The 22,515-nt window shown below is 73.6% G+C and carries 21 protein-coding genes; 7 read left to right on the top strand and 14 right to left on the bottom strand.

Translation table 11 applies throughout. The features are described from left to right. Window positions 1-59 precede the first annotated feature (59 nt). Window positions 60-1,160, bottom strand: a complete 1,101-nt coding sequence (locus tag ACI790_RS02930; RefSeq protein WP_456568287.1) for an alpha/beta fold hydrolase — start codon at window positions 1,158-1,160, stop codon at window positions 60-62. A gap of 321 nt (window positions 1,161-1,481) precedes the next feature. Here ACI790_RS02930 and ACI790_RS02925 point away from each other — a divergent pair, with 321 nt between their 5' ends. The 3 genes from ACI790_RS02925 to ACI790_RS02915 all read left to right on the top strand — a co-directional run bounded on the left by ACI790_RS02925 (window position 1,482) and on the right by ACI790_RS02915 (window position 4,186). Beyond that, window positions 1,482-1,973: a hypothetical protein gene (locus ACI790_RS02925; RefSeq protein ID WP_456568286.1), complete on the top strand. Its 492-nt coding sequence runs from the start codon at window positions 1,482-1,484 to the stop codon at window positions 1,971-1,973. A gap of 141 nt (window positions 1,974-2,114) precedes the next feature. Then, window positions 2,115-3,527: a sensor histidine kinase gene (locus tag ACI790_RS02920; protein ID WP_456568285.1), complete on the top strand. Its 1,413-nt coding sequence runs from the start codon at window positions 2,115-2,117 to the stop codon at window positions 3,525-3,527. After that, complete coding sequence (locus tag ACI790_RS02915) at window positions 3,524-4,186, top strand: response regulator (protein WP_456568284.1); 663 nt, start codon at window positions 3,524-3,526, stop codon at window positions 4,184-4,186. The genes ACI790_RS02920 and ACI790_RS02915 overlap by 4 nt, the downstream gene beginning before the upstream one ends. Here ACI790_RS02915 and ACI790_RS02910 read toward each other — a convergent pair. The 4 genes from ACI790_RS02910 to fdxA form a co-directional block, all read right to left on the bottom strand. Then, window positions 4,152-4,442, bottom strand: coding sequence for a DUF6907 domain-containing protein (locus ACI790_RS02910; RefSeq protein WP_456568283.1), 291 nt, complete (start codon window positions 4,440-4,442; stop codon window positions 4,152-4,154). The two genes, ACI790_RS02915 and ACI790_RS02910, sit on opposite strands and share 35 nt — an antisense overlap. A gap of 107 nt (window positions 4,443-4,549) precedes the next feature. Further along, complete coding sequence (locus ACI790_RS02905; RefSeq protein ID WP_456568282.1) at window positions 4,550-6,904, bottom strand: hypothetical protein; 2,355 nt, start codon at window positions 6,902-6,904, stop codon at window positions 4,550-4,552. Between the two features lie 170 nt (window positions 6,905-7,074). Then, window positions 7,075-8,163: a succinyldiaminopimelate transaminase gene (gene dapC / locus ACI790_RS02900; RefSeq protein ID WP_456568550.1), complete on the bottom strand. Its 1,089-nt coding sequence runs from the start codon at window positions 8,161-8,163 to the stop codon at window positions 7,075-7,077. Between the two features lie 29 nt (window positions 8,164-8,192). Next, entirely contained in the window at window positions 8,193-8,519 is a 327-nt protein-coding gene (gene fdxA, locus ACI790_RS02895) for a ferredoxin (RefSeq protein WP_347059560.1), read from the bottom strand. 223 nt (window positions 8,520-8,742) lie between these two features. Here fdxA and ACI790_RS02890 point away from each other — a divergent pair, with 223 nt between their 5' ends. Together ACI790_RS02890 and ACI790_RS02885 are read left to right on the top strand one after the other, a co-directional pair. Beyond that, the gene (locus ACI790_RS02890; protein ID WP_456568281.1) at window positions 8,743-11,598 is read left to right on the top strand and encodes an EAL domain-containing protein; all 2,856 of its coding nucleotides are present in this window, start codon (window positions 8,743-8,745) and stop codon (window positions 11,596-11,598) included. Between the two features lie 50 nt (window positions 11,599-11,648). After that, entirely contained in the window at window positions 11,649-12,416 is a 768-nt protein-coding gene (locus ACI790_RS02885; protein ID WP_456568280.1) for a GNAT family N-acetyltransferase, read from the top strand. On the opposite strand, the gene ACI790_RS02880 is transcribed toward ACI790_RS02885, so the two are convergent. From ACI790_RS02880 to ACI790_RS02850, 7 genes are all read right to left on the bottom strand, one after another. Beyond that, on the bottom strand, window positions 12,364-12,798 hold the full coding sequence (locus ACI790_RS02880) for a hypothetical protein (RefSeq protein ID WP_456568279.1): 435 nt from the start codon (window positions 12,796-12,798) through the stop codon (window positions 12,364-12,366). The two genes, ACI790_RS02885 and ACI790_RS02880, sit on opposite strands and share 53 nt — an antisense overlap. Next, entirely contained in the window at window positions 12,795-13,688 is an 894-nt protein-coding gene (mshB, locus tag ACI790_RS02875) for an N-acetyl-1-D-myo-inositol-2-amino-2-deoxy-alpha-D-glucopyranoside deacetylase (RefSeq protein ID WP_456568278.1), read from the bottom strand. The genes ACI790_RS02880 and mshB overlap by 4 nt, the downstream gene beginning before the upstream one ends. A 56-nt stretch (window positions 13,689-13,744) precedes the next feature. Next, window positions 13,745-14,857 (bottom strand): ABC transporter ATP-binding protein, encoded by a 1,113-nt coding sequence (locus tag ACI790_RS02870; protein ID WP_456568277.1) that lies wholly within the window; start codon window positions 14,855-14,857, stop codon window positions 13,745-13,747. Further along, window positions 14,850-15,902: an ABC transporter ATP-binding protein gene (locus tag ACI790_RS02865; protein WP_456568276.1), complete on the bottom strand. Its 1,053-nt coding sequence runs from the start codon at window positions 15,900-15,902 to the stop codon at window positions 14,850-14,852. Before ACI790_RS02865 ends, ACI790_RS02870 begins: the two co-directional genes overlap by 8 nt. After that, on the bottom strand, window positions 15,899-16,837 hold the full coding sequence (locus ACI790_RS02860; RefSeq protein WP_456568275.1) for an ABC transporter permease: 939 nt from the start codon (window positions 16,835-16,837) through the stop codon (window positions 15,899-15,901). Before ACI790_RS02860 ends, ACI790_RS02865 begins: the two co-directional genes overlap by 4 nt. After that, a complete protein-coding gene (locus tag ACI790_RS02855) occupies window positions 16,830-17,753 on the bottom strand; it encodes an ABC transporter permease (protein ID WP_456568274.1) in 924 nt (307 codons plus the stop codon). The genes ACI790_RS02860 and ACI790_RS02855 overlap by 8 nt, the downstream gene beginning before the upstream one ends. Before the next feature lie 149 nt (window positions 17,754-17,902). After that, a complete protein-coding gene (locus ACI790_RS02850; protein WP_456568273.1) occupies window positions 17,903-19,558 on the bottom strand; it encodes a peptide ABC transporter substrate-binding protein in 1,656 nt (551 codons plus the stop codon). A gap of 372 nt (window positions 19,559-19,930) precedes the next feature. Here ACI790_RS02850 and ACI790_RS02845 point away from each other — a divergent pair, with 372 nt between their 5' ends. Beyond that, window positions 19,931-20,101 (top strand): CsbD family protein, encoded by a 171-nt coding sequence (locus ACI790_RS02845; protein ID WP_456568272.1) that lies wholly within the window; start codon window positions 19,931-19,933, stop codon window positions 20,099-20,101. A 154-nt stretch (window positions 20,102-20,255) separates the two neighbouring features. On the opposite strand, the gene ACI790_RS02840 is transcribed toward ACI790_RS02845, so the two are convergent. Further along, the gene (locus ACI790_RS02840) at window positions 20,256-21,134 is read right to left on the bottom strand and encodes an endonuclease domain-containing protein (protein WP_456568271.1); all 879 of its coding nucleotides are present in this window, start codon (window positions 21,132-21,134) and stop codon (window positions 20,256-20,258) included. A gap of 101 nt (window positions 21,135-21,235) precedes the next feature. After that, the gene (locus ACI790_RS02835) at window positions 21,236-21,991 is read right to left on the bottom strand and encodes a (deoxy)nucleoside triphosphate pyrophosphohydrolase (RefSeq protein WP_456568270.1); all 756 of its coding nucleotides are present in this window, start codon (window positions 21,989-21,991) and stop codon (window positions 21,236-21,238) included. A gap of 35 nt (window positions 21,992-22,026) precedes the next feature. On the opposite strand from ACI790_RS02835, the gene ACI790_RS02830 reads away from it, so the two are divergent. Further along, window positions 22,027-22,500 carry an RrF2 family transcriptional regulator gene (locus ACI790_RS02830; RefSeq protein ID WP_456568269.1) on the top strand — a complete coding sequence of 158 codons (474 nt, stop codon included), beginning with the start codon at window positions 22,027-22,029 and terminating at the stop codon, window positions 22,498-22,500. The last annotated feature ends 15 nt before the right edge of the window (window positions 22,501-22,515 follow it).

Genomic DNA, 22,515 nt, shown 5'->3' with positions numbered 1-22,515 from the left:
CGCGGAGCCGCTGAGTCGTGCCTGCGCGGAACCCTCCGGGCCCTACTCGGCACGCCGGGTCAGCGAACCGGTGCGAGGTGCTCCAGCAGGGCCACCACGAACTCCTGCGGCCGCTCGACGTGCGGGGAGTGCCCGACCCCGGGCAGGACGACCTCCCGGTAGGTGCCGCCGGCTGCCGCGTAGCGCTCCAGCACGGCGCGGGTCTGGGCGACCATCGGCTGCGGCGGGCAGACCGCTTCTCCCGGCCAGCCCGGCACCGCACCCAGCTGTCCCAGGTGGGCCAGGTCGAACGCCGAGGCGTCCGACACGATCACATCGGCGTCCCCGCGGATCCACAGCACCGGGGGCTTGTCGGGCAGCTCGGCGAGACCCGAGACGTCCATGACCGTCGGGGCCATCGTGTTCAGCACGCCGCGCTGCCCCGGCGCCACCCCCGGCCACGTCGGGGAGGGCGAGGAGTCACCCGGGTAGTGGTCGGCACCGGTGCGGGTGGACAGCATCGAGGCGACGAACACGTCCTCCATCCCGGGGTCCAGCGGCAGCGACCCCGGCGCCACGTAGAACGCCCGCAGGATCGACCGCGGGCTGGTCGGGTTGTCGGCGCTCGTGTCGCCGGCCGCGAGGGCGGCGACGAACCCGGGGTTGGCCCCACCGCCACCGGAGCCCGCCCCGTCCTCGGCGAGGCGGCGCCCCTCCGGCCCGGCGGTGCCGCCGAAGCCGTACGGCGAGACGGGAGCCACCAGCGCCACCGAGGCGACCCGCGCCGGCGCGTCGAGCAGGTACTGCAGGACGACGCCCGCGCCCATGCTCCAGCCGACCAGGTGCACCCGCTCGACGCCGAGGGTCTCCACCAGCGCCGCGACGTCGTCGGCCCAGTCGCGCACACCCCGGCGCGCGTCCACCGGTAGCGGATCGGTGTCGCCGAAGCCGCGCAGGTCCACCGCGACCGGCCGCAGGCGCGCCTCCTCCGCCAGGGCCAGCAGCGGCTGCTGCCAGAAGAGCGCGGAGCTGACGTTGCCGTGCACGAAGAGCACGACCTCGTCGCCGCCGGCGGCGCCCAGCTCCCCCGGGTCCACGGTCGACGGGTGCACGACGTTCTGGGTCAGTCGCGGGGTCGTCACCCGCGTGGCGGTGATCCCGGGCAGCAGGGTGTCGGCCATGGCTCCTCCTCGGCGGCCGGCACACGCTATCGGCGCGAGCCCCGCGGGAACAGCCCCCGCCGACGGCTCGCCGCCAGCGCGGCGCGGTGCCGGAGTGACGCCGGGCACCGCGGCCGGCCCCGGATCGGCGCCTACAGTCGGGGTGCGATGACCAGCACCCGTACCGCGACGCGCCCCGCCGCTGCCCGGGCGCGCAGGACGGCCCGCCGCCCGGCGAGCCGGCGCCGCAGTTCCGGGCGCCGCCCGGCCTCCGGAGCCGCCCGGCGTCGGCGTGGGAAGCGTGGGGCCGGCGGCTTTCTCCGGTGGTGGCCGGCGCTCCTCGTGGCCGCCGCCGTGCTGGCCGCAGCGGCCTGGCGGACCGACACGACCGTGGACATCCCGGTCTCGGGCAGCTGCACCCTGCCCGGCTCGTCAGTGACTCTGTCCGCCGAGCAGATGCAGAACGCGGTCACCATCGCGGAAGTGGGCCGCGCTCGTGGCCTGCCCGACCGAGCCGTCGTCATCGCGCTGGCGACGGCGATGCAGGAGTCGACCCTGCGCAACCTCGACTACGGCGACCGGGACTCCCTCGGCCTGTTCCAGCAACGCCCGTCGCAGGGCTGGGGCACACCGGAGCAGGTGCAGGACCCGGTCTACGCAGCCGGTCAGTTCTACGACGGGCTGGTGACCATCCCCGGGTGGGAGGCCGGCCGGCTCACCGACATGGCTCAGGCCGTCCAGCGCTCGGCCTTCCCCGAGCTCTACCAGCAGTGGGAGGGCATGGCCCAGGAGCTCTCCGCGGCCCTCGCCGCCAACACGCTCGACTGCTCCTGACCGCGCTCGGTCATGAGGATCGCGCGCGGCGGTCGCTCAGCCGCCGCGCCGCCGTGTCGAGTGCCCGGCCGGCCACCCCGCCGTGGGGAGAGTTGTCTCCGGACCCGTTGCCCTTGCCGCTGCGCTGGATACCCTCCGGACGTGACGACCACGGGCGGTCGGTCCCGGTCGCGCGGTTCCGCGACCCTGGCCGGCGGAGCCGCGCTCATGGGCAGCGCGCTCACCCTCGCGGTGGTCGGCGTCCCGTCCCTGCAGTTCGCCTACCGGGCACCGACGCTCCAGATCATGCTGGAAACGGTCAACGCCATCGTGGCGTTGCTGCTCGGATTGCTGCTCTACGGTCGGTTCCGCCGCAGCCGCCGGGTCCAGGAGCTGTTGCTGGTCCTCGCGCTCGGCGCGTTGGCCGTCGCCAACCTCGTGCTGACGGCGCTGCCCGAGGCGATCTCCGCCGAGGGCCAGGACCCCCGCCAGTGGGCCGCGCTCGCCACCCGGCTCCTGAGCACGGCACTGCTGGCGCTGGCCGTGCTGGTCCCGCAGGTGCTGATCCTGCGGCCACGCCGGACCGGTTGGGTCGTCCTGGGGTTCGTCGTGACCCTGGTGGCGGTGGGAACGGTCGCCGCGGTCTGGGCCGGAGGTCTGCCACCGGCGATGGAGGCTGCGAGCCCGCCCGTGGACAGTTCGCGTCCGCAGCTGACCGCACACCCGGCGGTGCTCGCCGTCCAGGCGGTGGGGGCGCTCACGTACGGGTTCGCGGCGGTGGCCCTGGTGCGGCAGTCCCGCGCGGGCACCGACGAGCTGATCCGCTGGCTGGCGGCCGGGTTCGTCCTGGGCGCCTTCGCCCGCGTGCACTACTTCCTGTTCCCGTCGCTGTACACGGACTACGTCTACAGCGGTGACCTGCTGCGCCTCGGCGCGTACCTGTTCATGCTCACCGGGGCGGTGCGGGAGATCCAGTCCTTCTGGCAGGTGCAGGCGGAGGCGGCGGTGGCCGAGGACCGTCGCCGGCTGGCCCGCGACCTGCACGACGGGCTGACGCAGGAACTGGCCTACATCCGCGGCCAGGCGCGGCACCTCGCCCGCCGGGCCGACGACGCCGTCGTCGTCGAGCGCATCGGCGGGGCGGCCGACCGCGCGATCGACGAGGCTCGCCGGGCGATCGCGGCCCTCACCCAGCCACTCGACGAGCCCTTCCCCGAGGTGCTCCGGCGAGTCGTCGAGGAGACGGCGGACCGGTACGACGTCGTCGCCGTCACCGACGTGTCCCCCGCTGCCGAGGTGACCGCGGCCCAGGGCGAGGCGCTGCTGCGCATCGCCGGCGAGGCCGTGCGCAACGCCGCACGGCACGGCGGCTCGACCCGGCTGCAGGTGACGCTGACGGCCCGGCCACTGCACCTGACCGTGGTCGACGACGGACGCGGCTTCGATCCGGCGACCACCCGGCCGGGCGGCTTCGGTCTCACGAGCATGCGGGAACGCGCCACCGCGGTGGGCGCCCGGTTCTCGGTGCTGTCCACGCCCGGGAAGGGCACGAGGGTGGAGGTGGTGTGGTCGTGACCGACGCGCTCCGGGTTGTGATCGCCGACGACCATGCGCCGGTGCGCAGCATGGTCCGCGAGGCGCTGGAGGCTGACGGCTGCCAGGTGGTGGGCGAGGCCCCCGACGCCTGGGCGGCGGTGGCAGCCGCCCGGGCCGCTCGCCCGCAGGTGTGCCTCCTCGACGTGCACATGCCCGGCGGTGGGGTGGCGGCCGCCGGCGAGATCACCCGTGCGCTGCCGGACACCGTGGTCGTCATGCTCACCGCCTCGCGGGACGACGAGGACCTGTTCTCCGCGCTGCGGGCGGGGGCCTCCGGCTACCTGCTCAAGGGCATGGACCCCGACCGGCTGGGGCCGACGCTGCGTGGCGTGCTGGCCGGCGAGGCAGCGCTGCCCCGCTGGCTGGCGGCGAAGGTGATCGCCGAGTTCCGCGAGCCCGTCTTCCCCCGGCTCCGGCGCCGGTCGGCGGCCGCGGAGAAGCTCAGCCCCCGCGAGCGCGAGGTGATGGAGGCGCTCAGCCGGGGCGGGACCACCGAGGACGTGGCCCGGGAGCTGTTCCTCTCCCCCACCACCGTGCGGGTGCACGTCTCGGCGGTGCTGCGGAAGCTGCGGGTGAAGGACCGGGAGAGCGCCTTCGCGCTGCTCAGGGACGACGAACGCGACGAGCCATCGCGATGAGCGCCGCGCCCAGCTCCTCCGCCTGAGCGGGCGTGTACTGGCTCCAGCCGATGACGACGTAGGGCCCGTCGGCCGCCCCCGTGCCCGGATCCACCGACACGCAGGGCAGCGCGTGCACACCGTCGGCGAGCGGGAGCGGCTCGCCGGAGTGCACCCAGTCGTCCTCCCCGGTCACCAGGCCGTGCGGCGTGACGCACCACGGCGGGCAGGCGGCCAGGGCAGCCGGGCGGAGGTCCTCCGGCCTCGTCCGGTCCACTGCGCTCACCTCTTCGGGTCGATGGGAGGGACGTCAACGGCGGAGGGGTCCCGGCTCGTCGAGCCGGGACCCCTGTCGTGCGCCGTCCGTGGCCGGCGCGCCTGCGGTCAGGCGGCGCAGCCGCCGAGGGCGATCGTGCCGTCGATCACCCTGATCTGGTTCTGGACGGCGCCCAGCTGGTCCTGCAGGGCGTTCACCGTCGCGCGCTGGGTGGCGATGGCCTCCCTGTTCTGCTTCTTCTGCGCCTCCAGGTCACGCAGCTTGGCCTGCGCGGAGGTCACCTGACCGTCGAGCGTGGTCAGCTGCCCCTGCAGGGTCTTCAGCTGGGCCTCGGCGGCGGTGACGGCCTCGTCGACCTTGCTCAGCTCGGTCAGCAGCGGAGCCACCCGCCCCTGGAGGGACAGGATCTCGGCCTCCTCGGCCGCGATCTGGGTGTTCAGGCCGGTCAGCGTGGCCACCAGCCCGTCCATGTCCGTGTTCAGCCGGGTGAGGTCGCCCTCGCCGGCGGTAACGGCGGCCGCGGCGGCGTCCCGGGCCGTCCGCAGTGCGGGCAGCTTCGCCGTCTCCGTGGTGAGGTCGGCCGTCGCCTGGTCGACCGCCGCGGTGGTGGCGTCCAGCGCGATCTCGGCCTTGCCCAGCTCGTAGCGCAGGCCCGTCAGGAGGGTGCGCTGGTCGGCGATCGCCTGCTCGGCGGCCGTGAGGTCCTCGGCCAGCCCGGGGAGCGCCGCCTCGAGGTCGGCGACGACCTGCTCCTGCGCCAGGACCGCGGCCTGCGCGGCGGCCACGGCCTGCTGGGCGCCGGGAACCTTCTCCTGCAGGCCGTCGAGCGTGGCCTGCTTCTCAGCGACCGTCAGGTCGGCCGCCTCGACGGCGCTCTGCAGCGCGGGGAGCTGGCCGCGCAGGGTGGCGATCTGCGTCTGCTTGGCGGCCACCGCGTCGTTGGCCGCGGTCAGCGACGTCTGGAGCGGGGCGGCCTGCTGCTGCAGCCGGGCACTCTCCGTCTTCGCCGCCGAGAGCTGGGCGTTGAGCGCGTCCACCTGGGTCTTCAGCGTGTCGAGGTCGCCCTGCAGGCCCGAGATCAGGGTGTTCTTGTCGGCGATCTGGGTGTTCACGAGGCCGAGCTCCGTCTGCTTCACAGCGCGCTGAGCTTCGAGGTCCCGCTTGGCCTGCGAGTTGCCGTTGATCGCGCTGATCCTCTTGGTGAGGTCGGCGATCTCGGTCTCGAGGGTGGTCTTCTGGGCCTGCAGGACGGCGAGCTCGTCCTGGGCCTTCTTCAGGTCGGCCTCCTTGGACGTGATCGCCGCGTTCTTGTCGGCGACCTGCTTCTCCAGCGTGGCGATCTGCGCGGTGAACTGGGCGGTGGAGGTGGCGTGCGCGGCGACGTCGTCGGCAGCCTTCTCGGCCGCTGCCCGGAGCGCGAGCAACTCGGTTCCCGCCTGCGTGATCACGGCCTCCTGGGCGGCCAGGGCGCCGGCGGCGTCCGCGGCGTCCGTCTCCACCCGGTCCAGCGCGGTCTGCGCGGCGGCGATCTCGGCCTGGAGTGCGGCGAGCGCCGCATCGGCCTGCTGGGCCGCCTCGACCAGCCCGGCGAGCGTGGTTTCGGCCGCTGCGACCGCGGTCTCCTGCGCGTCCAGCGCCTCCTGCGCGGCGGTGCCGCTGTCCAGGAGCCGCTGGAGCTCCGCCTCGGCGTCGGTGACGGCCGTCGTGGCCGCGGCGACCGCGGCCGCAGCCGCCTGCTGGTCAGCGGTGGCCTGCTCCAGGCGGGCCTGGGTGGCGGCGATCGTCGCCTCCTGCGCGGTGACCGCGGCGATCGCCTGCTCGGCGGTCGAGCGCAGACCGGCGAGCCGCGTGGTGGCGGCGTCGATCTCCGCCTGCTTGGCCGTGATGTCCGCCTGCGTCGCGGCGGCCAGGGTCTCCAGGTCGGTGACCTCCTGACCGGCGGCGTCGATCTGCTGCTGCAGCGGGGCCAGCTGCTCCCGCAGCGCGGCCTGGTCCGCGGTGAGCTGGGCCAGGAGCTGCTCGGCGTCGGCCACCGCGGTCGTGACGGCGGTCTGCTGCTGCTCGAGGCTCTTCAGCTCGGTGCCGGTGCTGGTGATCGCGGCCTCGATCTCCTGTTCCTGGGCGACGAGGTCGGCCAGCGCCTTGTCGGCGGCCGCGATCTCCGCGGTCAGCGTGGTCGCCTGCGACTCGAGGGCGGTGCGCTCCGCCTGGAGCGTGGCGATCTGGTCGGCGTTCTTCTTCGCCGCCGCCTTCAGCAGGTTCTCCTGCACGGCGCCGCGGTGGGCGAGCTGGTTGACGACCCCGTTGCAGACGCCGGGCGTCCCGGCCGGGGACGCAGCCGCCGTGCTGGTGAAGCCGAGGCCGCCGATGACGGCGGACGCGGCGAGGACCGCGGCGACTCGGCGAGGCGTCCGGCGGAATGCAGCGAAGGAGGCGTCGGACGAAGGACGTGCAGCAGGCATGGCGGGCTGATCCTCGGGTGTGGAGGGGGTGGACCCGAACGGGTCGCTCACCACGAGGTTCAGGTACGCACACGCCCCTGACCAGGGGGGTAGCCGTTCAAATGCCTAAACGCCGGCCTGCCCACCGGTGCCGGCCCGCGTCGGTCGGGCCGCCGGACAGGACACCGACGTCAAGCGGTGAGGCGCTGCACCGCCGCGTCGATCCGCTCGTCGGTGGCGGTCAGGGCCAGCCGGACGTGGCGGGCGCCGGCCGGGCCGTAGAAGCTGCCGGGAGCCGCCACGATCCCGAGGGCGGCCAGCCGGTCGATGGTGACCCAGCAGTCCTCGTCGCGGGTGGCCCACAGGTACAGGCCGGCCTCGGAGTGGTCGATCCGCATCCCGGCGGCGCGCACGGCGGCCGCGAGCCGATCCCGCCGGTCGCGGTAGCGCTCGCGCTGGGCGTCGACGTGCGCGTCGTCGCCGAAGGCTGCGGCCATGGCGGCCTGGACCGGCCCCGGCACGAGCAGGCCGAGGTGCCGGCGCACCTCCCACACCCGGCGCACCAGGTCGGGGTCGCCGGAGAGCAGCCCGCCGCGGTACCCGGCCGCCGTCGACTGCTTGGACAGCGAGTGCACGGCCAGCAGGCCCGTGTGGTCCTCCCCCGCCACGTCCGGGTGCAGGATCGACCGGGGCGCCACGTCCCAGCCCAGGGTGATGTAGCACTCGTCGGCCACGACCGGCACGCCGTGGGAGCGGCCCCACGCCACCCACCCGCGCAGCTGGTCCGCGGTGAGCACCCGCCCGTGCGGGTTCCCGGGCGAGTTCAGCCAGACCAGCGAGATGCCGGCCGCCTCGGCCGGCGGGGTGTCGCTGCGGCGGACGGCCAGCCCGGCCAGCACCGCACCCACCTCGTAGGTCGGGTAGGCGACCTCGGGCACGACCACGGTGCTCGCGCTGCCCTGCAGGCCCAGCAGGGTGGGCAGCAGCGCGACGAGCTCCTTCGAGCCGACCGTGGGGACCAGCGAGGGCGCGGCGCCGAGCGGATCGGCGACCTGGACCCCGAGGCGCCGCCGGAGCCAGCCCGCGGCGGCCGTGCGCAGCGCGGCGGTGCCCAGCGCGGTCGGGTAGCCCGGTGCGTCAGTGGCCCCGGCCAGCGCCTCGCGGAGCACTCCGGGGGTGCCGTCGACCGGGGTGCCGACCGACAGGTCGACGAGCCCGCCCGGGTGCTCGGCGGCACGCGACCGAGCCCCGGCCAGGGAGTCCCAGGGGAAGTCCGGCAGGGCGGGGGACGACCCTGCGGAGGGAGCCGTCAGTGGTCTTCGCCCTGCGGCGGCAGGGCGGCCACCAGCGGGTGGTCCTTGCCGATCTTGCCGGTCTTCGCGGCACCGCCCGGGCTGCCCAGGTCGGAGAAGAACTCCACGTTGGCGTTGTAGAAGTCCTTCCACTTGTCCGGGACGTCGTCCTCGTAGTAGATGGCCTCCACCGGGCACACCGGCTCGCACGCACCGCAGTCGACGCACTCGTCGGGGTGGATGTAGAGCATCCGGTCGCCCTCGTAGATGCAGTCCACCGGACACTCGTCGATGCACGCCTTGTCGAGAACGTCGACGCAGGCCTGGGTGATGACGTAGGTCACGGGGTTCCCTCCCGGGGACGTTCGGGCGGCGCCGCCGGCCACGGCCGGAGCACCAGATGCGCACCTAGTATCACCTCCGCCGCCCGGCGGCGTTCGACGGGCCACCCGCCGTGTCCCCCGGGCGGGGGCCGCGCGGCCGCGGGCACCGGCTCTCCTTCCCCCCAACGGGGTGAGCACCGCAGGCCCCGCTCAAGGAGGCGGGGCAGGCGCCGATCTTGACGACGTGTCCGAGACGCATCACGAGGCCACGCCGCGGCGCCCGTCCCCGGCGTCGCCCTACGACGCCCAGGCAGCGCTGGTGCAGTTGCTGTCCCGACTGCGCTCGTCCTCCGGTGCGACCCGCGTGTCGGTGTGGGTGCACGAGGCCACCACCGAGCTCGTCGTCCCCTTCCGGCAGGCCGTCTGCCCCGCCGGGGACCCCCTGCCGCAGCACCCGGCGCTGCGCACGCCCGCGTTCGTCTCCGACGCCCCGTTCCTCTCCGCCGTCATCACCGGCCGCCACGCCGTCGTCGCCACCGCCGACGGGCGCCGCGCGGCGGACCGCCAGCTGGCCGAGGTCGGCATCGGCTCCGCGCACGGCGAGCCGCTGCTGCTGGACGGGGAGGTGATCGGCGTGCTCACCGTGGAGCCCGCGGCCGCGGCCGCACCGCACCTGCTGCGCCAGGTCGCACCCAAGCTGGCCGCGGCGCTGGCCGAGGCGTGGACCCGCCGGTCCGAGCAGCGCCGGCTGGACCAGGTCGCCGTACTGCTGGGCCTCATCGAGTCCGCGGGGCAGGCGCAGTCCATGGACCACCTGCTCGGCTCGGCGTGCCGCCAGCTCGCCGAGCTCGGCGAGGTGGAGCGCGCCTGCATCTTCCTGCTGGAGGACGGCCGGCTCGTCCCCCGGATGGCCGCCTACGCCGACGGCCGCCGCGACCTCGCCACCTGGCAGCAGTTCCGCAACGCCCCCGTGGCCCTCCCCCTGGCCGAGACGGTGCTGCGCACCGGTGAGGCCATGACCGCCGACCGCAACTCCGGCCTGGTCTCCGGCTGGTGGGTCGACTCCTTCCAGATCGCCTCGGCGCTGGCCGTCCCGCTGGGCCGCAGCCCCGAGCTGGCCGGCGTCCTCATCCTCGACAGCACGCACGTGCGCCCGTTCTCCGAGGACGTCCGCCGGCTGGCCGCCGCGGCCGGGGCGCACCTCGGCGGGGTGATCGAGCAGGCCCGCACGAGCCAGGCCCGGGCGGCCTCCCTCGCGACCGCCCGGGTCGTGCGGCAGCTGCTCGTCGACGGCTCCGGCGTCACCGGGGCCGCCGAGGCCGCCGAGGTGCTGGCCCGCGCCGTCCAGCGGCTCGCGGGCACCGACCGCAGCGCCGCCTACCTGGTCGACGCCACCGACCGCATCGGCGAGGTGCGGCACGTGGACTGGCCCGAGTCGCACAAGCAGGTGATCCAGGCCCGCCTGGTCGGCCGGCCGGCGGTGGAGGTGCCCCTCTGGCGGCGGGCCGCCGAGCAGCGGACCCCGGTCTTCGTCGAGGACGCGGCCGCCGGCGACCTGCTGGACCCGCAGCTCGTCCGGGCCCTGGAACTGGGGTCCTACATCAGCGTGCCGCTCCTGTCCGGCGACCGGCTCCTCGGACTGGTCGTCACCGGGTCGGTCGGGTCGGGGCGCACCTGGAGCCCGTCCGTGCGCGACGCCGTCCGCCAGGTGACCCTCGAGGGCGCGCTCGTCGTGGAGAACGCCGAGCTGCGCGCCGCCGAGCAGCAGCGGCTGGCGCAGCTGGCCACCGAGGCCCACCACGACCCGCTGACCGGGCTGGCCAACCGCCGGCGGTTCATCGAGGAGGTCGAGCGCACCGTCTACGGCGACCGCGACCGCCGGTGCGCGCTGGTGATGATCGACCTCGACCGCTTCAAGGAGATCAACGACAGCTTCGGGCACAGCGTCGGTGACGACCTGCTCTGCCTGGTCGGCCCCCGGCTGCAGCGCGCGCTGCGTCCGGGCGACCTGCTCGCCCGGATGGGCGGCGACGAGTTCGCCGTCCTGCTGCCCGACGCCGACGCCGACCGCGCCCGGGAGGTGGCCGAGGAGCTCGGCGCCCAGCTGCGCGACGCCTTCGTGCTGGACGGCATGTCGCTGCACGTCGACGCCAGCGTCGGCATCGCGCTGTGCCCCGACCACGGCCGCGACCGCTCGCTGCTGCTCGCCCGCGCCGACACCGCCATGTACGCCGCCAAGCGCGGCCGCATGGGGTACGAGGTGTGGGCGCCCGACGGCACCCCGGCCTCCCGCGACCGGCTGGAGACCCTCGAGCAGCTCCGGTCGGCCCTGGACGGCGAGCAGCTGGACAACCACTACCAGCCCCAGCTCGACCTCCGCACCGGGACCGTGGTCGGCCTCGAGGCACTGGTCCGCTGGAACCACCCCGACCGCGGGCTGCTCTACCCCGACGTCTTCCTGCCGCTCGCCGAGCAGGCCGGGCTGATGCGCCGGCTGGCGCTGCGCGTGCTGGAGCGCGCCCTGCGCGACCTGCGGACGTGGCGGGCGCACGGCCACGAGCTGTCGATCGCGGTGAACCTGTCGGTGTCCAACCTCCAGGACGTCGCCCTGCCCGAGCAGGTCGAGATGCTGCTGGACGCGTTCTCCGTGCCCGCCCGGGCCCTCGTCCTGGAGATCACCGAGGACGTCCTCATGGCCGACGCCGCCCGCAGCCAGCAGGTCATGGCCGGCCTGCGCCGGCTGGGTGTGCGGCTCTCGGTGGACGACTACGGCACCGGCTACTCATCGCTGTCCTACCTGCGGGCGCTGCCGGTCGACGAGCTCAAGCTCGACCGCAGCTTCGTCACCCACCTGACCAGCGACACCCGGGCCGCCGCGATCGTGCGCAGCACCCTGCAGCTGAGCCGGGACCTGGGCATGAGCATGGTGGTGGAGGGGGTCGAGGACGCCGACTCGCTGGCCGCGCTGCGCGAGTGGGGCTGCGACGTCGCGCAGGGCTACCACATCTCCCGGCCCATGCCGGCCCCTCGCGTGCTGGGCTGGCTGGACGCCCGCCCGACGCCCGCGGCGTGGACCTCCGCGACCCGCTACCACCACTGACCCCGGGGGTGTCGCCGCTCCCCCGGCGACCGGGTACGAGGATCGGCGTTGTGCTCGCGTCCTCCGCCGTCCCCGCCGTGCCCGTCGCCGACCTGGAGCGGCTGGCCGCCCGCACCTGGCGGGGGCTGGAGGAGCAGCCCTACGGCGACTGGCTGCTGCGTGCCGGCGGCGGGTTCACCGGCCGCGCCAACTCGGTCCTCGTCGTCGGGGGCCCGCCCGCCGGGCTGCCCGCCGCCGTCTCCGAGGTGACCGCCTGGTACGCCGGCCGCGGCCTGCGGCCGTGCGCCGCCGTCCCCTCGTCCGGCGCGGCGGCCGCCGACGCCGCCTTCGCCGCCGCGGAGTGGACCCGGGACGAGGACAACCTGGTCCTCACCGCGCCCGCCGGTCCGTGGGCCGCCCCCGACGTCCCGGTCGAGCTCGCGGACGCGCCGGACGCGGCCTGGCTGGCCGGCTACCGGTACCGCGGTACCGCCCTGCCGGCCGCCGCGGCCGCCGTCCTGGGCAACGCCGACCAGCCGCGGTTCGCCTCCATCCGGCCCGGGCCCGGCGGGGCTCCGCCGGCCGCCGTCGCCCGGGGCGTGCTCTGCGACGGCTGGCTGGTGATCAGCGCCGTGACCGTCGACGAGCGGTACCGGCGGCGGGGGCTGGCGACGGCCGTGATGGCGGCACTGGCCGCCGACGCGCGCGCCCGCGGCGGGCACTCCTGCCTGCTCCAGGTCGCGGCGTCCAACCGCCCCGCGCTGGACCTCTACGCGCGGCTGGGCTTCACCGAGCACCACCGCTACCACTACCGGTGGGCTCCGGCACCGCCGGCATGACCGTGCGGCGCGGCTCGCCCATCGCCTGACCGGCGGCGAGGGCCCCCGCCAGCACGCCCAGCAGCAGGAAGACCAGGTTGACGGCGCCGAGCGCGCCACTGCCGCCCAGCAGCAGGTCCCCCTCCGGGCGGCGCACCATCGCGCCGACCGCGACCACCAGCCAGGTGACGGCGGGCAGCGCGGCGACCGCCTTCGACCCGCTCAGCAGCAGCGCGGCCCGGACGAGCAGCACGTTGCCCACCACCGCGGCGGCGACCGACACGGGCACCAGCACGCCCCCGACCCGCAGCGGCAGCCAGAACACCTCCACCAGCGCCAGCCAGCCGGCGACGGCGACCGCGCACACGCCCCAGGCCAGCACGGCCCACCGCCTGCGGCTCACCCGGGCAGACCGGCGAACAGGTCGTCCTCCCGGTCGTGCGGACCGTTTCCGGGGCCGCGCTCGCCCGCCACCTGCCGGTAGTACTCGACGCCCATGACCTCCTGGCCGAGGTTGTTCGACAGCGCGAAGAACGGGCCGTCGACGGTGATCTGGGTCGGGTGGGCGCGCATGGCGGCGTCCTTGCGGCCGGCGTGCGCCCGGCCGTCCACGGCGCAGGTGACCACCTCGTCGGGCACGACGAAGGGCACGTCGTCGATGTTCCCCAGCCCCTCGAACGGCGAGGCCTCCCCCAGCGCGGCCATCGCCTCGATGCCCTCGCGAACCACCGAGCGCGGCATGGCGTTCCAGTAGACCTTCGCGACCTCCCAGGGCTCGCCCAGGTCGGGGCGGTATCCCGGATCGGCCGCGGCCTCGACGGCGGCCATGGCCACGCGGTGGGCCTGGATGTGGTCCGGGTGGCCGTAGCCCCCGAACTCGTCGTAGGTGACGACGACCTGCGGGCGCACCTCGCGGACGACGGCGACGGCGTGCCCGACCGCCTCGTCCAGGTGGGCGTTCCAGAAGGCCCGCGGGTGCTCGTTGGCCGGCGTGCCCATCATCCCGGAGTCGCGGTACCGCCCTGGCCCGCCGAGGAACCGGAAGTCCTCGACCCCGAGGGCGGCCATCGCCGCACGCAGCTCCCAGATGCGGTAGCCACCGAGCTGGTCGGCCTGGTCGGCGGCGAGCTGGGTCAGCTCCGGCACCAGGATCTCGCCCTCCTCACCCAGCGTGCAGGTGAGCAGGGTGACGCCGGCACCCTCGGCGACGTAGCGGGCCATCGTGGCCCCGTTGTTGATCGTCTCGTCGTCCGGGTGCGCGTGGACCAGGAGCAGGCGCCGGTTGGGGATCACTCCGGCATTCTGCCCCTCAGCCGGGCGAGGCCCTGAGGGTGCCGCCCGGCTGAGGTTCACTCCGTCGGAACCACGGCCCGCGCCTCGGCGAAGTGACACGCCGAGGGGTGACCCTGCCCCCGGTCGACCAGCGCCGGCGCCTCGGTGGCGCAGATGTCCTGCGCCTTCCAGCAGCGGGTGCGGAAGCGGCACCCCGAGGGCGGGTTCGCCGGGCTCGGGACGTCCCCCTCGAGCAGGATCCGCTCCTTGAGCCCGCGCAGGTGCGGCTCGTGCACCGGCACGGAGGAGAGCAGCGCCTGGGTGTAGGGGTGGGCGGGCGAGCCGTAGACCTGGTCCTCGGTGCCCTCCTCGACGATGCTGCCCAGGTACATCACGGCCACGCGGTCGGAGATGTGCCGCACCACCGACAGGTCGTGGGCGATGAACAGGTAGGACAGCCCGAAGTCCTCCTGCAGGTCCTCCAGCAGGTTGACCACCTGCGCCTGCACGGAGACGTCGAGGGCGCTGACCGGCTCGTCGCAGACGATGACCTCCGGCTGCAGGGCCAGCGCCCGGGCGATCCCGATCCGCTGCCGCTGCCCACCGGAGAACTGGTGCGGGTACCGGTTGACGAAGTCAGGATTGAGCCCGACCCGCTCCATCAGCTCCTGGGTGCGCTGCAGCCGCCCCTGCTTCGGTGCGACGTCGGCGTGCACCGACCACCCCTCGGCCACGATGTCGCCCACGGTCATCCGCGGGTTCAGCGACGCGTAAGGGTCCTGGAAGATGATCTGGACCTCGCGCCGGTACTGCTTGAGCGCGCGGCCGCTCATCCTGGTGACGTCGTCGCCCTTGTAGAGGATCTGCCCGTCGGTCGGCTTCTCGAGCGCCACCAGCATCTTGGTGACCGTCGACTTGCCGCAGCCCGACTCACCGACCAGGCCGACGGTCTCCCCACGCCGCAGCTTCAGGTTCACCCCGTCGACGGCCCGGACGTGGCCGACCGTGCGCTTGAGGACGATGCCCTGAGTGAGCGGAAAGTGCTTCTTGAGGTCCTTGACCTCCAGCAGTACCTCGCCGGGTGCGTGCACCGGGCGGGTGGCCGCCGCCGCGACGGCGTCGGACAGCTTCCTCCGGCCCGCCTCCGCGGACCGGTCCGCTGCGCTGCTCCCGGAGCTGGCGTCAGGCACCGAGGACCTCCTCGCTGTAGTGGCAGGCCGCCTCGCGGCCGGGGACGACGAGCCGCAACGGCGGGACGTCGGCGACGCAGTCCCGTCCGGGCGCCGCCTCCGCGCCGGTGCGGCGCTTGGGGCAGCGGGTGTGGAACGGGCATCCCGACGGGATGGCGGCCAGGTTCGGTGGTTGCCCACCGATGGGCTGCAGCCGGCCGCCCTTGACCTCGACCTGCGGGATCGAGCGCATCAGACCGTCGGTGTAGGGGTGCGCCGGGTTGCCGAACACGTCGTCGACGGTGCCGCGCTCGACGATGCGGCCGGCGTACATGACCGCCACGTTGTCGGCCACCTCGTTCACCACGCCGAGGTCGTGGGTGATGAGGATCAGTCCCATCCCGGTGTCCCGCTGCAGGTCCTTCAGCAGATCCATGACCTGGGCCTGCACGGTGACGTCCAGCGCCGTCGTCGGCTCGTCGGCGATGAGGATGCGGGGATCGAGGGCGATCGCCATGGCGATCATCACCCGCTGCCGCATGCCGCCGGAGAACTGGTGCGGGTAGTCGTCCACCCGCTGCGCGGCGGCCGGGATGCGCACCCGGTCCATCAGCTCGACGGCCTGCTTCCTGGCGTCCTTGCGGGACATGCCGCGGTGCGCGCGGAACATCTCACCGATCTGGAAACCCACGCTGTAGACGGGGTTCAGCGAGGACAGTGCGTCCTGGAAGATCATCGAGATCCCCGGCCCGCGGACCTTGCGCTGCGCCTCCTCCGGGAGCGTGAGCAGGTCACGCCCCTCGAACACGATCCGGCCGCTGGTGATCTGGGCCGGCGGCACGTCGAGGATGCCCATGATCGCCTGGGCGGAGACGGACTTGCCGGAGCCGGACTCGCCCAGGATGGCGAGGGTCTCCCCCTCCGAGACGGTGTAGCTCACGCCGTTGACGGCGTTGACCACCCCCGAGCCGGTGCGGAACTCCACCCGCAGGTCGTCGACCTCGAGGATGGGTGTCCCTGCGCCGCGCACGGGGCCGGACGGGACGGACGTGGACGCGGTGCTCATGAACGCTGCTTCGGGTCGAGGGCGTCGCGCAGGGCGTCACCCATGAGGACGAAGGCCATCACCGTCAGGGTGAGGATGAGGCTGGGGAAGAGGACGGCGTGCGGCGCGGTCCGCAGCAGGCTCTGCCCGGTGGCGATCTGCAGCCCCCAGGAGATCGCCGGCGGCTGCAGCCCCACACCGAGGAAGGTCAGCGTCGCCTCGGCCGCGATGAGCACACCGATGGTGATCGTCGCGTAGACCAGCACCGGGGCGACCGCGTTGGGCAGGATGTGCCGCACGAGGATGCGGGTGTCGGAGGCGCCCATGGCCCGGGCCGCGGCGACGTAGTCGGAGCTCTTGACCGCGATCACCTGCGAGCGGACCAGCCGCATGGCGGTCATCCAGCCGAACAGCGCCAGCGCGACCGCCACCGCGACCACGCCGCGCCCCAGGATGCCGCTGCGCAGGACGACCAGTGCCCCAAGGATCAGCGGCAGGGCGTAGAAGATGTCGGCGATGCGGGACAGGATGCTGTCGGTGACCCCGCCGTAGAACCCGGAGATGGCGCCGACGAGGACGCCGAGCACCAGGATCACGACGACCGCCAGCAGGCCGATGATCAGCGAGTTCCGCGCGCCGTAGACGACGTTGGCCAGGTAGTCGCAGCCCTGCTGGTCGAACCCGAACCAGTGCTCCGCCGAGGGCGTGCCGTTGGAGTTCGCCAGGTTGCACGACCGCGGGTCGACACCGCGGGCGAAGACCGACGGCAGGAGCGCCATGCCGACGAACAGCAGGCCCAGCACGGCGCCGATCCAGAAGAGCACGCTGTGCTTGAGCTGGCGCCAGGCGTCGCTCCACAGGCTGTTCTGGCGGGCCTCCTGCTGGTCGTCCACGCCGGTCACGGCACCGGCCCCGACCTCGTCGTGGCCCACGGTCGTCAGCTTCGGGTCACTCATAGCGGATCCTCGGGTCGAGGACGGCGTACAGCACGTCGACGACCAGGTTGAAGAAGATGAAGACGAAGACCAGGAGCGTCACGATCCCCACGACGACAGCGCCCTCCTGGGCGCGCACGGCGTCGAAGACCGCCCGTCCGATGCCGGGCAGGTTGAAGACCGTCTCGGTGACGATGGCGCCGCCCATGAGCGTGCCGATGTCGGCGCCGATGAACGTGACGACCGGGATCAGGCTGTTGCGCAGCGTGTGCCGGACGATGACGTCGCGGCGCGGCAGGCCCTTGGCCCGCGCGGTGCGCACGTAGTCGGCGCGCATGTTCTCGGCGATGCTGGTCCGGGTGAGGCGGGCCACGTAGGCCAGTGACCCGGCAGCGAGCACGAGGCCGGGCAGCAGGAAGCTGTACCACCCCTCGTTGACGCCGGCGATCGGGAAGAGGCCGAGCTGCAGCCCGAAGGTGAACTGTGCGACGAACGCCAGCACCAGGATCGGGATCGACACGATGAGCGTGGTGCTCACCAGCACCACGTTGTCGAAGAAGCCGTTCTTGCGGATACCGGCGAGCACGCCGGCGACGATGCCGATGACGATCTCGAACGCGATGGCGACCAGCGCCAGCTTCGCGGTGACCGGCATCCGCTGAATGATGGTGTCGAGCACCTCGCGGCCGCGGAAGTCGGTGCCGAAGTCACCCTGTAGCAGGTCACCGACGTACTTGACGTACTGCAGCCACAACGGGTCGTTCAGGTTGAACTCGTCGGTCAGCTGGGCGACGACGGCGGGGGCGAGCGGGCGGTCACCGCCCAGGGCCCGGATCGGGTCCCCTGGCAGCGCGTAGACCATCGCGAAGATCAGGAACGAGGCCCCGATGAGGACGGGGATCGTGAGTAGAAGACGGCGCGCGATGTAGCGGCCCATGTCGCTCCTCGGTCGGGACGCTCCTCACCCATGTGAGCGGGCGGGAGGCGTCGTCCATGATGCGGGACGAGCCCGAGCGGCCGACCGCCGGGGAGCCCTGCCCGGTCTGGGCGGGGTTCCCCGGCGGCGGCCTGCGGTGTGCGGCTGGGTCAGCCGTTGACGCTGACGTTGGCGACGTCGATGTCACCGAACACGTCGATCACCACGTCGCTGACGTTCTCCGAGTGCCCGGCCTGCTCGAGGTCGAAGAACATCGGGATGATCGGCATGTCCTGGAGGAGGATGTCCTCCGCCTGGTTGTAGTAGTCGATCGCCTCGTCGTTGCTCTCGGCGCTGTTGCCCTGCTGGATCAGCGCGTCGAAGTCCGGGTTCGAGTAGAACGTGGCGTTCGAACCCGCCGGCGGGAGGGCGGCCGTGGAGTACAGCGGCTCGAGGTAGTTCTGCGGGCTTGGGTAGTCCATGCTCCAGCCGAGGCGGAACGGACCGGTCACACCCTGCTCGTCCAGGAGCGGCAGGTACTCGGCGAAGTCGAGCTCGCCCCGCAGGACGTAGTCGACGCCGAGGTTCTCCCGGAGCTGGTTGCCCACCGCCTGCACCCAGGCGTCGTGACCGGCGCCCGCGTTGAACCACAGCTCGATCGGCTGGCTGCGGTCGAAGCCGGCCTCGTCGAGGAGCGCGTTGGCCTCGTCGACGTTCAGCTCGCAGTACTCGCAGACACCCTCGCGGTACCCGTCGACCACCGGCGCCACGTAGGCGTCGGCCGGCTCGCGGCTACCGGCGAAGATGGCGTCGGAGATGGCCTGCCGGTCGATGCCCATCGACAGCGCGCGGCGCACGAGCGGGTCGGAGAAGCGCTCGTCGTAGGTCGGGTAGCCCAGGTAGGTGAACCCGGACGACGGCGCCTCCAGGTACCGGTCCCCGAGCACGTCCTCGGCCGAGGCGATGGCGTCCGGGGGGAGGTCCGGCAGGACGTCGAGGTTTCCGGCCTGCAGGTCGTTGTAGCCGGTGTTCAGGTCGGCGTACACCCGGAACTCGACCGTCTCGGCGTTCGCCGCGTCCTCGCCGGCGTAGTCCTCGTACCGGCTGACGGTGATGCCCTGGCCGGGGACGAACTCGCCGTCGGCCTGGAACGGGCCGTTGCCGATCGGCTGCGTGCCGAAGCCCTCGGGGTCCTCGAAGAAGGCCTCGGGGAGCGGCCAGAAGGCGTTGTAGCCCACGGTCACCGGGAACTGGGCGAACGGGGTCGCGAGGGTCACCGTGAAGGTGTTCTCGTCGACGACCTCGAGGCCGCTCATCTCCTCGGCGGCGGGGTCCCCGGTGACATTGCCCTCGTCGTCGGTCGGGGCCTGCAGGTCGTCGTACCCGAGGATGTTGGAGAAGAAGTAGGACGCGCCCTGGGCGTTGGGGCTGTAGGCGGTGTAGTTCCACGCGTCGACGAAGGACTGCGCGGTGACCGGCGTCCCGTCGTGGAAGGTCCAGCCGTCCTTGAGCTCGATGGTCCAGGTGGTGTTGTCCTCGGACTCGATGGAGTCGGCGACGCCGGTGTACTCCACCTCGCCGTCGGCGGCGTACTCGATCAGACCCGTCCACAGGGAGGAGATGACCTGGTGGCCCTCGCTCTCGGTGGTGTTGCCCGGGACCAGAGCGTTCTCCGGCTCACCGACGTAGACGCTGAAGGAGCCGCCCTCGGCGGCGGTGCCACCGCCGCCGCCCTCGTTCTCGTCGCTGCCGCCACAGGCGGACAGCAGCATCGCGGCGGCGACGCCACCCGCCACGAGCGCAGTCCTGCGCTTGCTCAACTTCACGTGCAATGCCTCCCTCGACCCGCACCAGCGGGGGGAACGGACAGGTCGAACCACGGCCCCGCGGGCGAATGGGACGACTGACTGGTCACGAACCGAACGCAACCGGGAGATGACGTCCCAGAGTGCGACGGGTGGACCCTAGGCACGCCTCGAAGAGGGTGTCCACGGACGTCATCGAGTTGTGACCTGGGCTCACGATCCGCGCACCAACCGTAACTTCCACGCCGCGCGACGGGTCCAGCGGGCGGTCCTCCGGCGGCCACCGCGGGTTCGCCGGAGGCCTTCCGGGCCGGCCGAACCGGCTGGTGTCGCGGCCGCTTCGCGGGGGTACAGCGCATCCCACACGACCGACGAGCACCGGAGGTACGCGCGATGAGCGGTACGGACAAGGCGACGAGCAAGATCGAGGAGCTGTCCGGCAAGGGGAAGCAGGCTCTCGGTGACGCCACCGACGACCGCGACCTCCAGGCGGAGGGCAAGAAGGAAGAGTCGAAGGGCAGCCTCAAGCAGGCCGGCGAGAAGGTGAAGGACGCCTTCAAGTAGGGCCTCCGACTCCCGCCAGATGGGCTCCTGACGACCGACGGGCGCCGCTCCCGCTCCGGGATGCGGCGCCCGCCGCCGTCCTCCCCGCTTTTCCGCGGAAACCCACCCCCACCTTTCCGCGAAAACTCACCCCCGCTTCTCCGCGGAAACGTTGTCAGTTCGGGGGCTGGGAACGCAGCGCGTCACGGATGCGCGCCACCACGGCTTCCATGGCCCGGAGGTCGTGCGCCGCCACCCGGATCACCCGCCACCCTGCGGCCACCAGTCGCCGGTAGCGCTCGTCGTCGCGCACCACCTGCACCCCGTCGAAGTGGTAGGCGCCCTCGTACTCGACGACCAGCCGCTGCGCAGGCCAGGCGAGGTCGACCCGGCCCAGCCACACGCCTCCTTCGACGACCTCGTACTGCGGCACCGGCGCCGGCAGCCGGGCGAGGGCGCACGCCACCCGCACCCACGACTCCGGCGGCGACTCGGCCCGCGCATCGACCAGCTCGAAGGCCCGACGCACCCGCCGTGATCCCCAGGCACCGCCGCGGTCCCGGATCAGGCCCATCAGGGTCCCCGTCGTCACGCGGCCCGCGCGCACCATGGCGTCCAGGACGCCGACAGCCGTCGCCACGGGCTCGCGCGCAGCGACGTCCCAGGCCGTTCGTGCCCCGACGGTGCGGCGCAGACCGTCGTCGACGGTGATGTCGCCCGCAGGCAGCTCAGCGGTGTGCACCCGAACTCCCTGCGGCCCGCGCCACTTCGTACCGGGCGGAACGATGACGGTCACCGGATCGCCGAAGTTCGGGGCAGGCCCACCGAGCATCGCGGCAGCGGTCCGCCCACCGAGCACCGCCTCCGGCGGCATCAGCAGCGCGGCGGCCCGGGTCTTGAGCATGTGGTCCCGGGGCAGGGAGGGATCGGCGTACACGCCGTGGAGGACGCGGACGTACGGCCCCTTCATCAACTGGGCTCGGCTGAGCGCCCCCTCCGATACGGCGTGCGCGCCGACGAAGACACCGTGCAGACCCTGGGACCGCAGATACACGGGGCGATGCTGGCGGCCCGCGGACCTCCCGCGCGGCGCTGTCCACAGCCGCGGAGCTTTTCCGCGGTAAAGCGGGGGTGGGTTTCCGCGGAAAAGCGGGGTCAGAGGCGGGCGAGGAGGGCGCGGACGGCGGGGAGGAGGGGGCGGTCGGCGGGGATCCAGTCCAGGGCGTCCAGCTCACCGGCGCCCACCCACCGCAGCTGGGCGTGCTCGTGGGCGACCGGCCGGCCGGACGCGAGCCGCCCCCACCACACCCGCATGGTCGACGCGCCGGGCGCGCCACCGGCGACGACGCCGTCCAGCGGCACCTCGCCGAGGAACGCCTGCGGCGCGACGACGACGCCGAGCTCCTCGGCGCACTCGCGCACGAGCGCGGCCAGCTCCGACTCCCCCGGCTCCACCTTGCCGCCCGGGAACTCCCAGCAGCCGTCGAAGGGCCCGCCGGAGCGCTGCGCGACGAGCACGCGGTCGCCGTCGACGAGGGCGGCGCCGACCACCTGCACCACATCGTTCGCCCGGAGGGCCGCCGCGGCGGCGTAGGCGTCGAGGTGCGACTGCATCGCCCGCACGATGCGGCGGCGCAGCACCAGCTGGTCGACGACGCCGCCGAGGACGCCGGGCAGCCTCGTCTCCCAGTCCACCTGCTCGTCGACGAGCGTGCCGGCCCCGGTGGCCGTGAACCGGCGCGAGTGGGTGACCCAGCCGCGGCCGCGGGCGACGGCGTACACGTCCCGCTCCGGCCGCACGGACACGATCTCCGCCAGCGGCACCGGCCAGGGGCGGCCGAGAGCGCGGGCGACGTCGAAGGCCACGGTCAACGGCGCCTCCACCATCGTGGTGAAACGCAGCTGGAACACCCGGGCACTCTCCCAGATGACGGCACTATGGGCTCGTGCGCATCAACGCCCGGGTCGACTACGCCGTCCGCGCCGTCGTGGAGCTCGCCGCGGCCGCGCCCGAGGCGCTGACCTGCGACCGCATCGCGACCGCCCAGAACATCCCCAACCGCTTCCTGCAGGCGATCCTCACCGACCTCCAGCACGCCCGGCTGGTCACCAGCCAGCGCGGCCGGGAGGGCGGGTACCGGCTGGCGCTGCCGGCCTCGGAGATCTCGATCGCCCGCGTCATGCGGGTGGAGCAGGGCTTCCTGGCCGAGGTGCACGGGCAGCGGCCGGAGGAGGTCAGCTACCCCGGGGCGGCCGCCGAGCTGGCCGGCGTGTGGGTCGCCGCCCGGGAGGCCTACCGCCAGGTGCTCGAGGGCGTCACCGTGGCCGACGTCGTCGCCGGTGAGCTGCCCCCGCACGCGGCCGAGCTCGTCGCCATCGACGCCGCCTGGCGCTCCTTCAGCGGGCCGACCGCGGACTGACGGCCCCCGCGATCG

Source organism: Blastococcus sp. SYSU DS0539, from assembly GCF_054050855.1.
Note: the sequence above shows the minus strand (reverse complement) of the source record. Positions and strands in the feature narration are given on the sequence as shown.

What these genes read in the sequence shown, in the direction of transcription:
- ACI790_RS02930 (WP_456568287.1), bottom strand. Translation starts at nt 1,160, where the DNA reads ATGGCCGACACCCTGCTGCCCGGGATCACCGCCACGCGGGTGACGACC.
- ACI790_RS02905 (WP_456568282.1), bottom strand. Translation starts at nt 6,904, where the DNA reads ATGCCTGCTGCACGTCCTTCGTCCGACGCCTCCTTCGCTGCATTCCGC.
- ACI790_RS02865 (WP_456568276.1), bottom strand. Translation starts at nt 15,902, where the DNA reads ATGAGCACCGCGTCCACGTCCGTCCCGTCCGGCCCCGTGCGCGGCGCA.
- ACI790_RS02860 (WP_456568275.1), bottom strand. Translation starts at nt 16,837, where the DNA reads ATGAGTGACCCGAAGCTGACGACCGTGGGCCACGACGAGGTCGGGGCC.
- ACI790_RS02855 (WP_456568274.1), bottom strand. Translation starts at nt 17,753, where the DNA reads ATGGGCCGCTACATCGCGCGCCGTCTTCTACTCACGATCCCCGTCCTC.
- ACI790_RS02845 (WP_456568272.1), top strand. Translation starts at nt 19,931, where the DNA reads ATGAGCGGTACGGACAAGGCGACGAGCAAGATCGAGGAGCTGTCCGGC.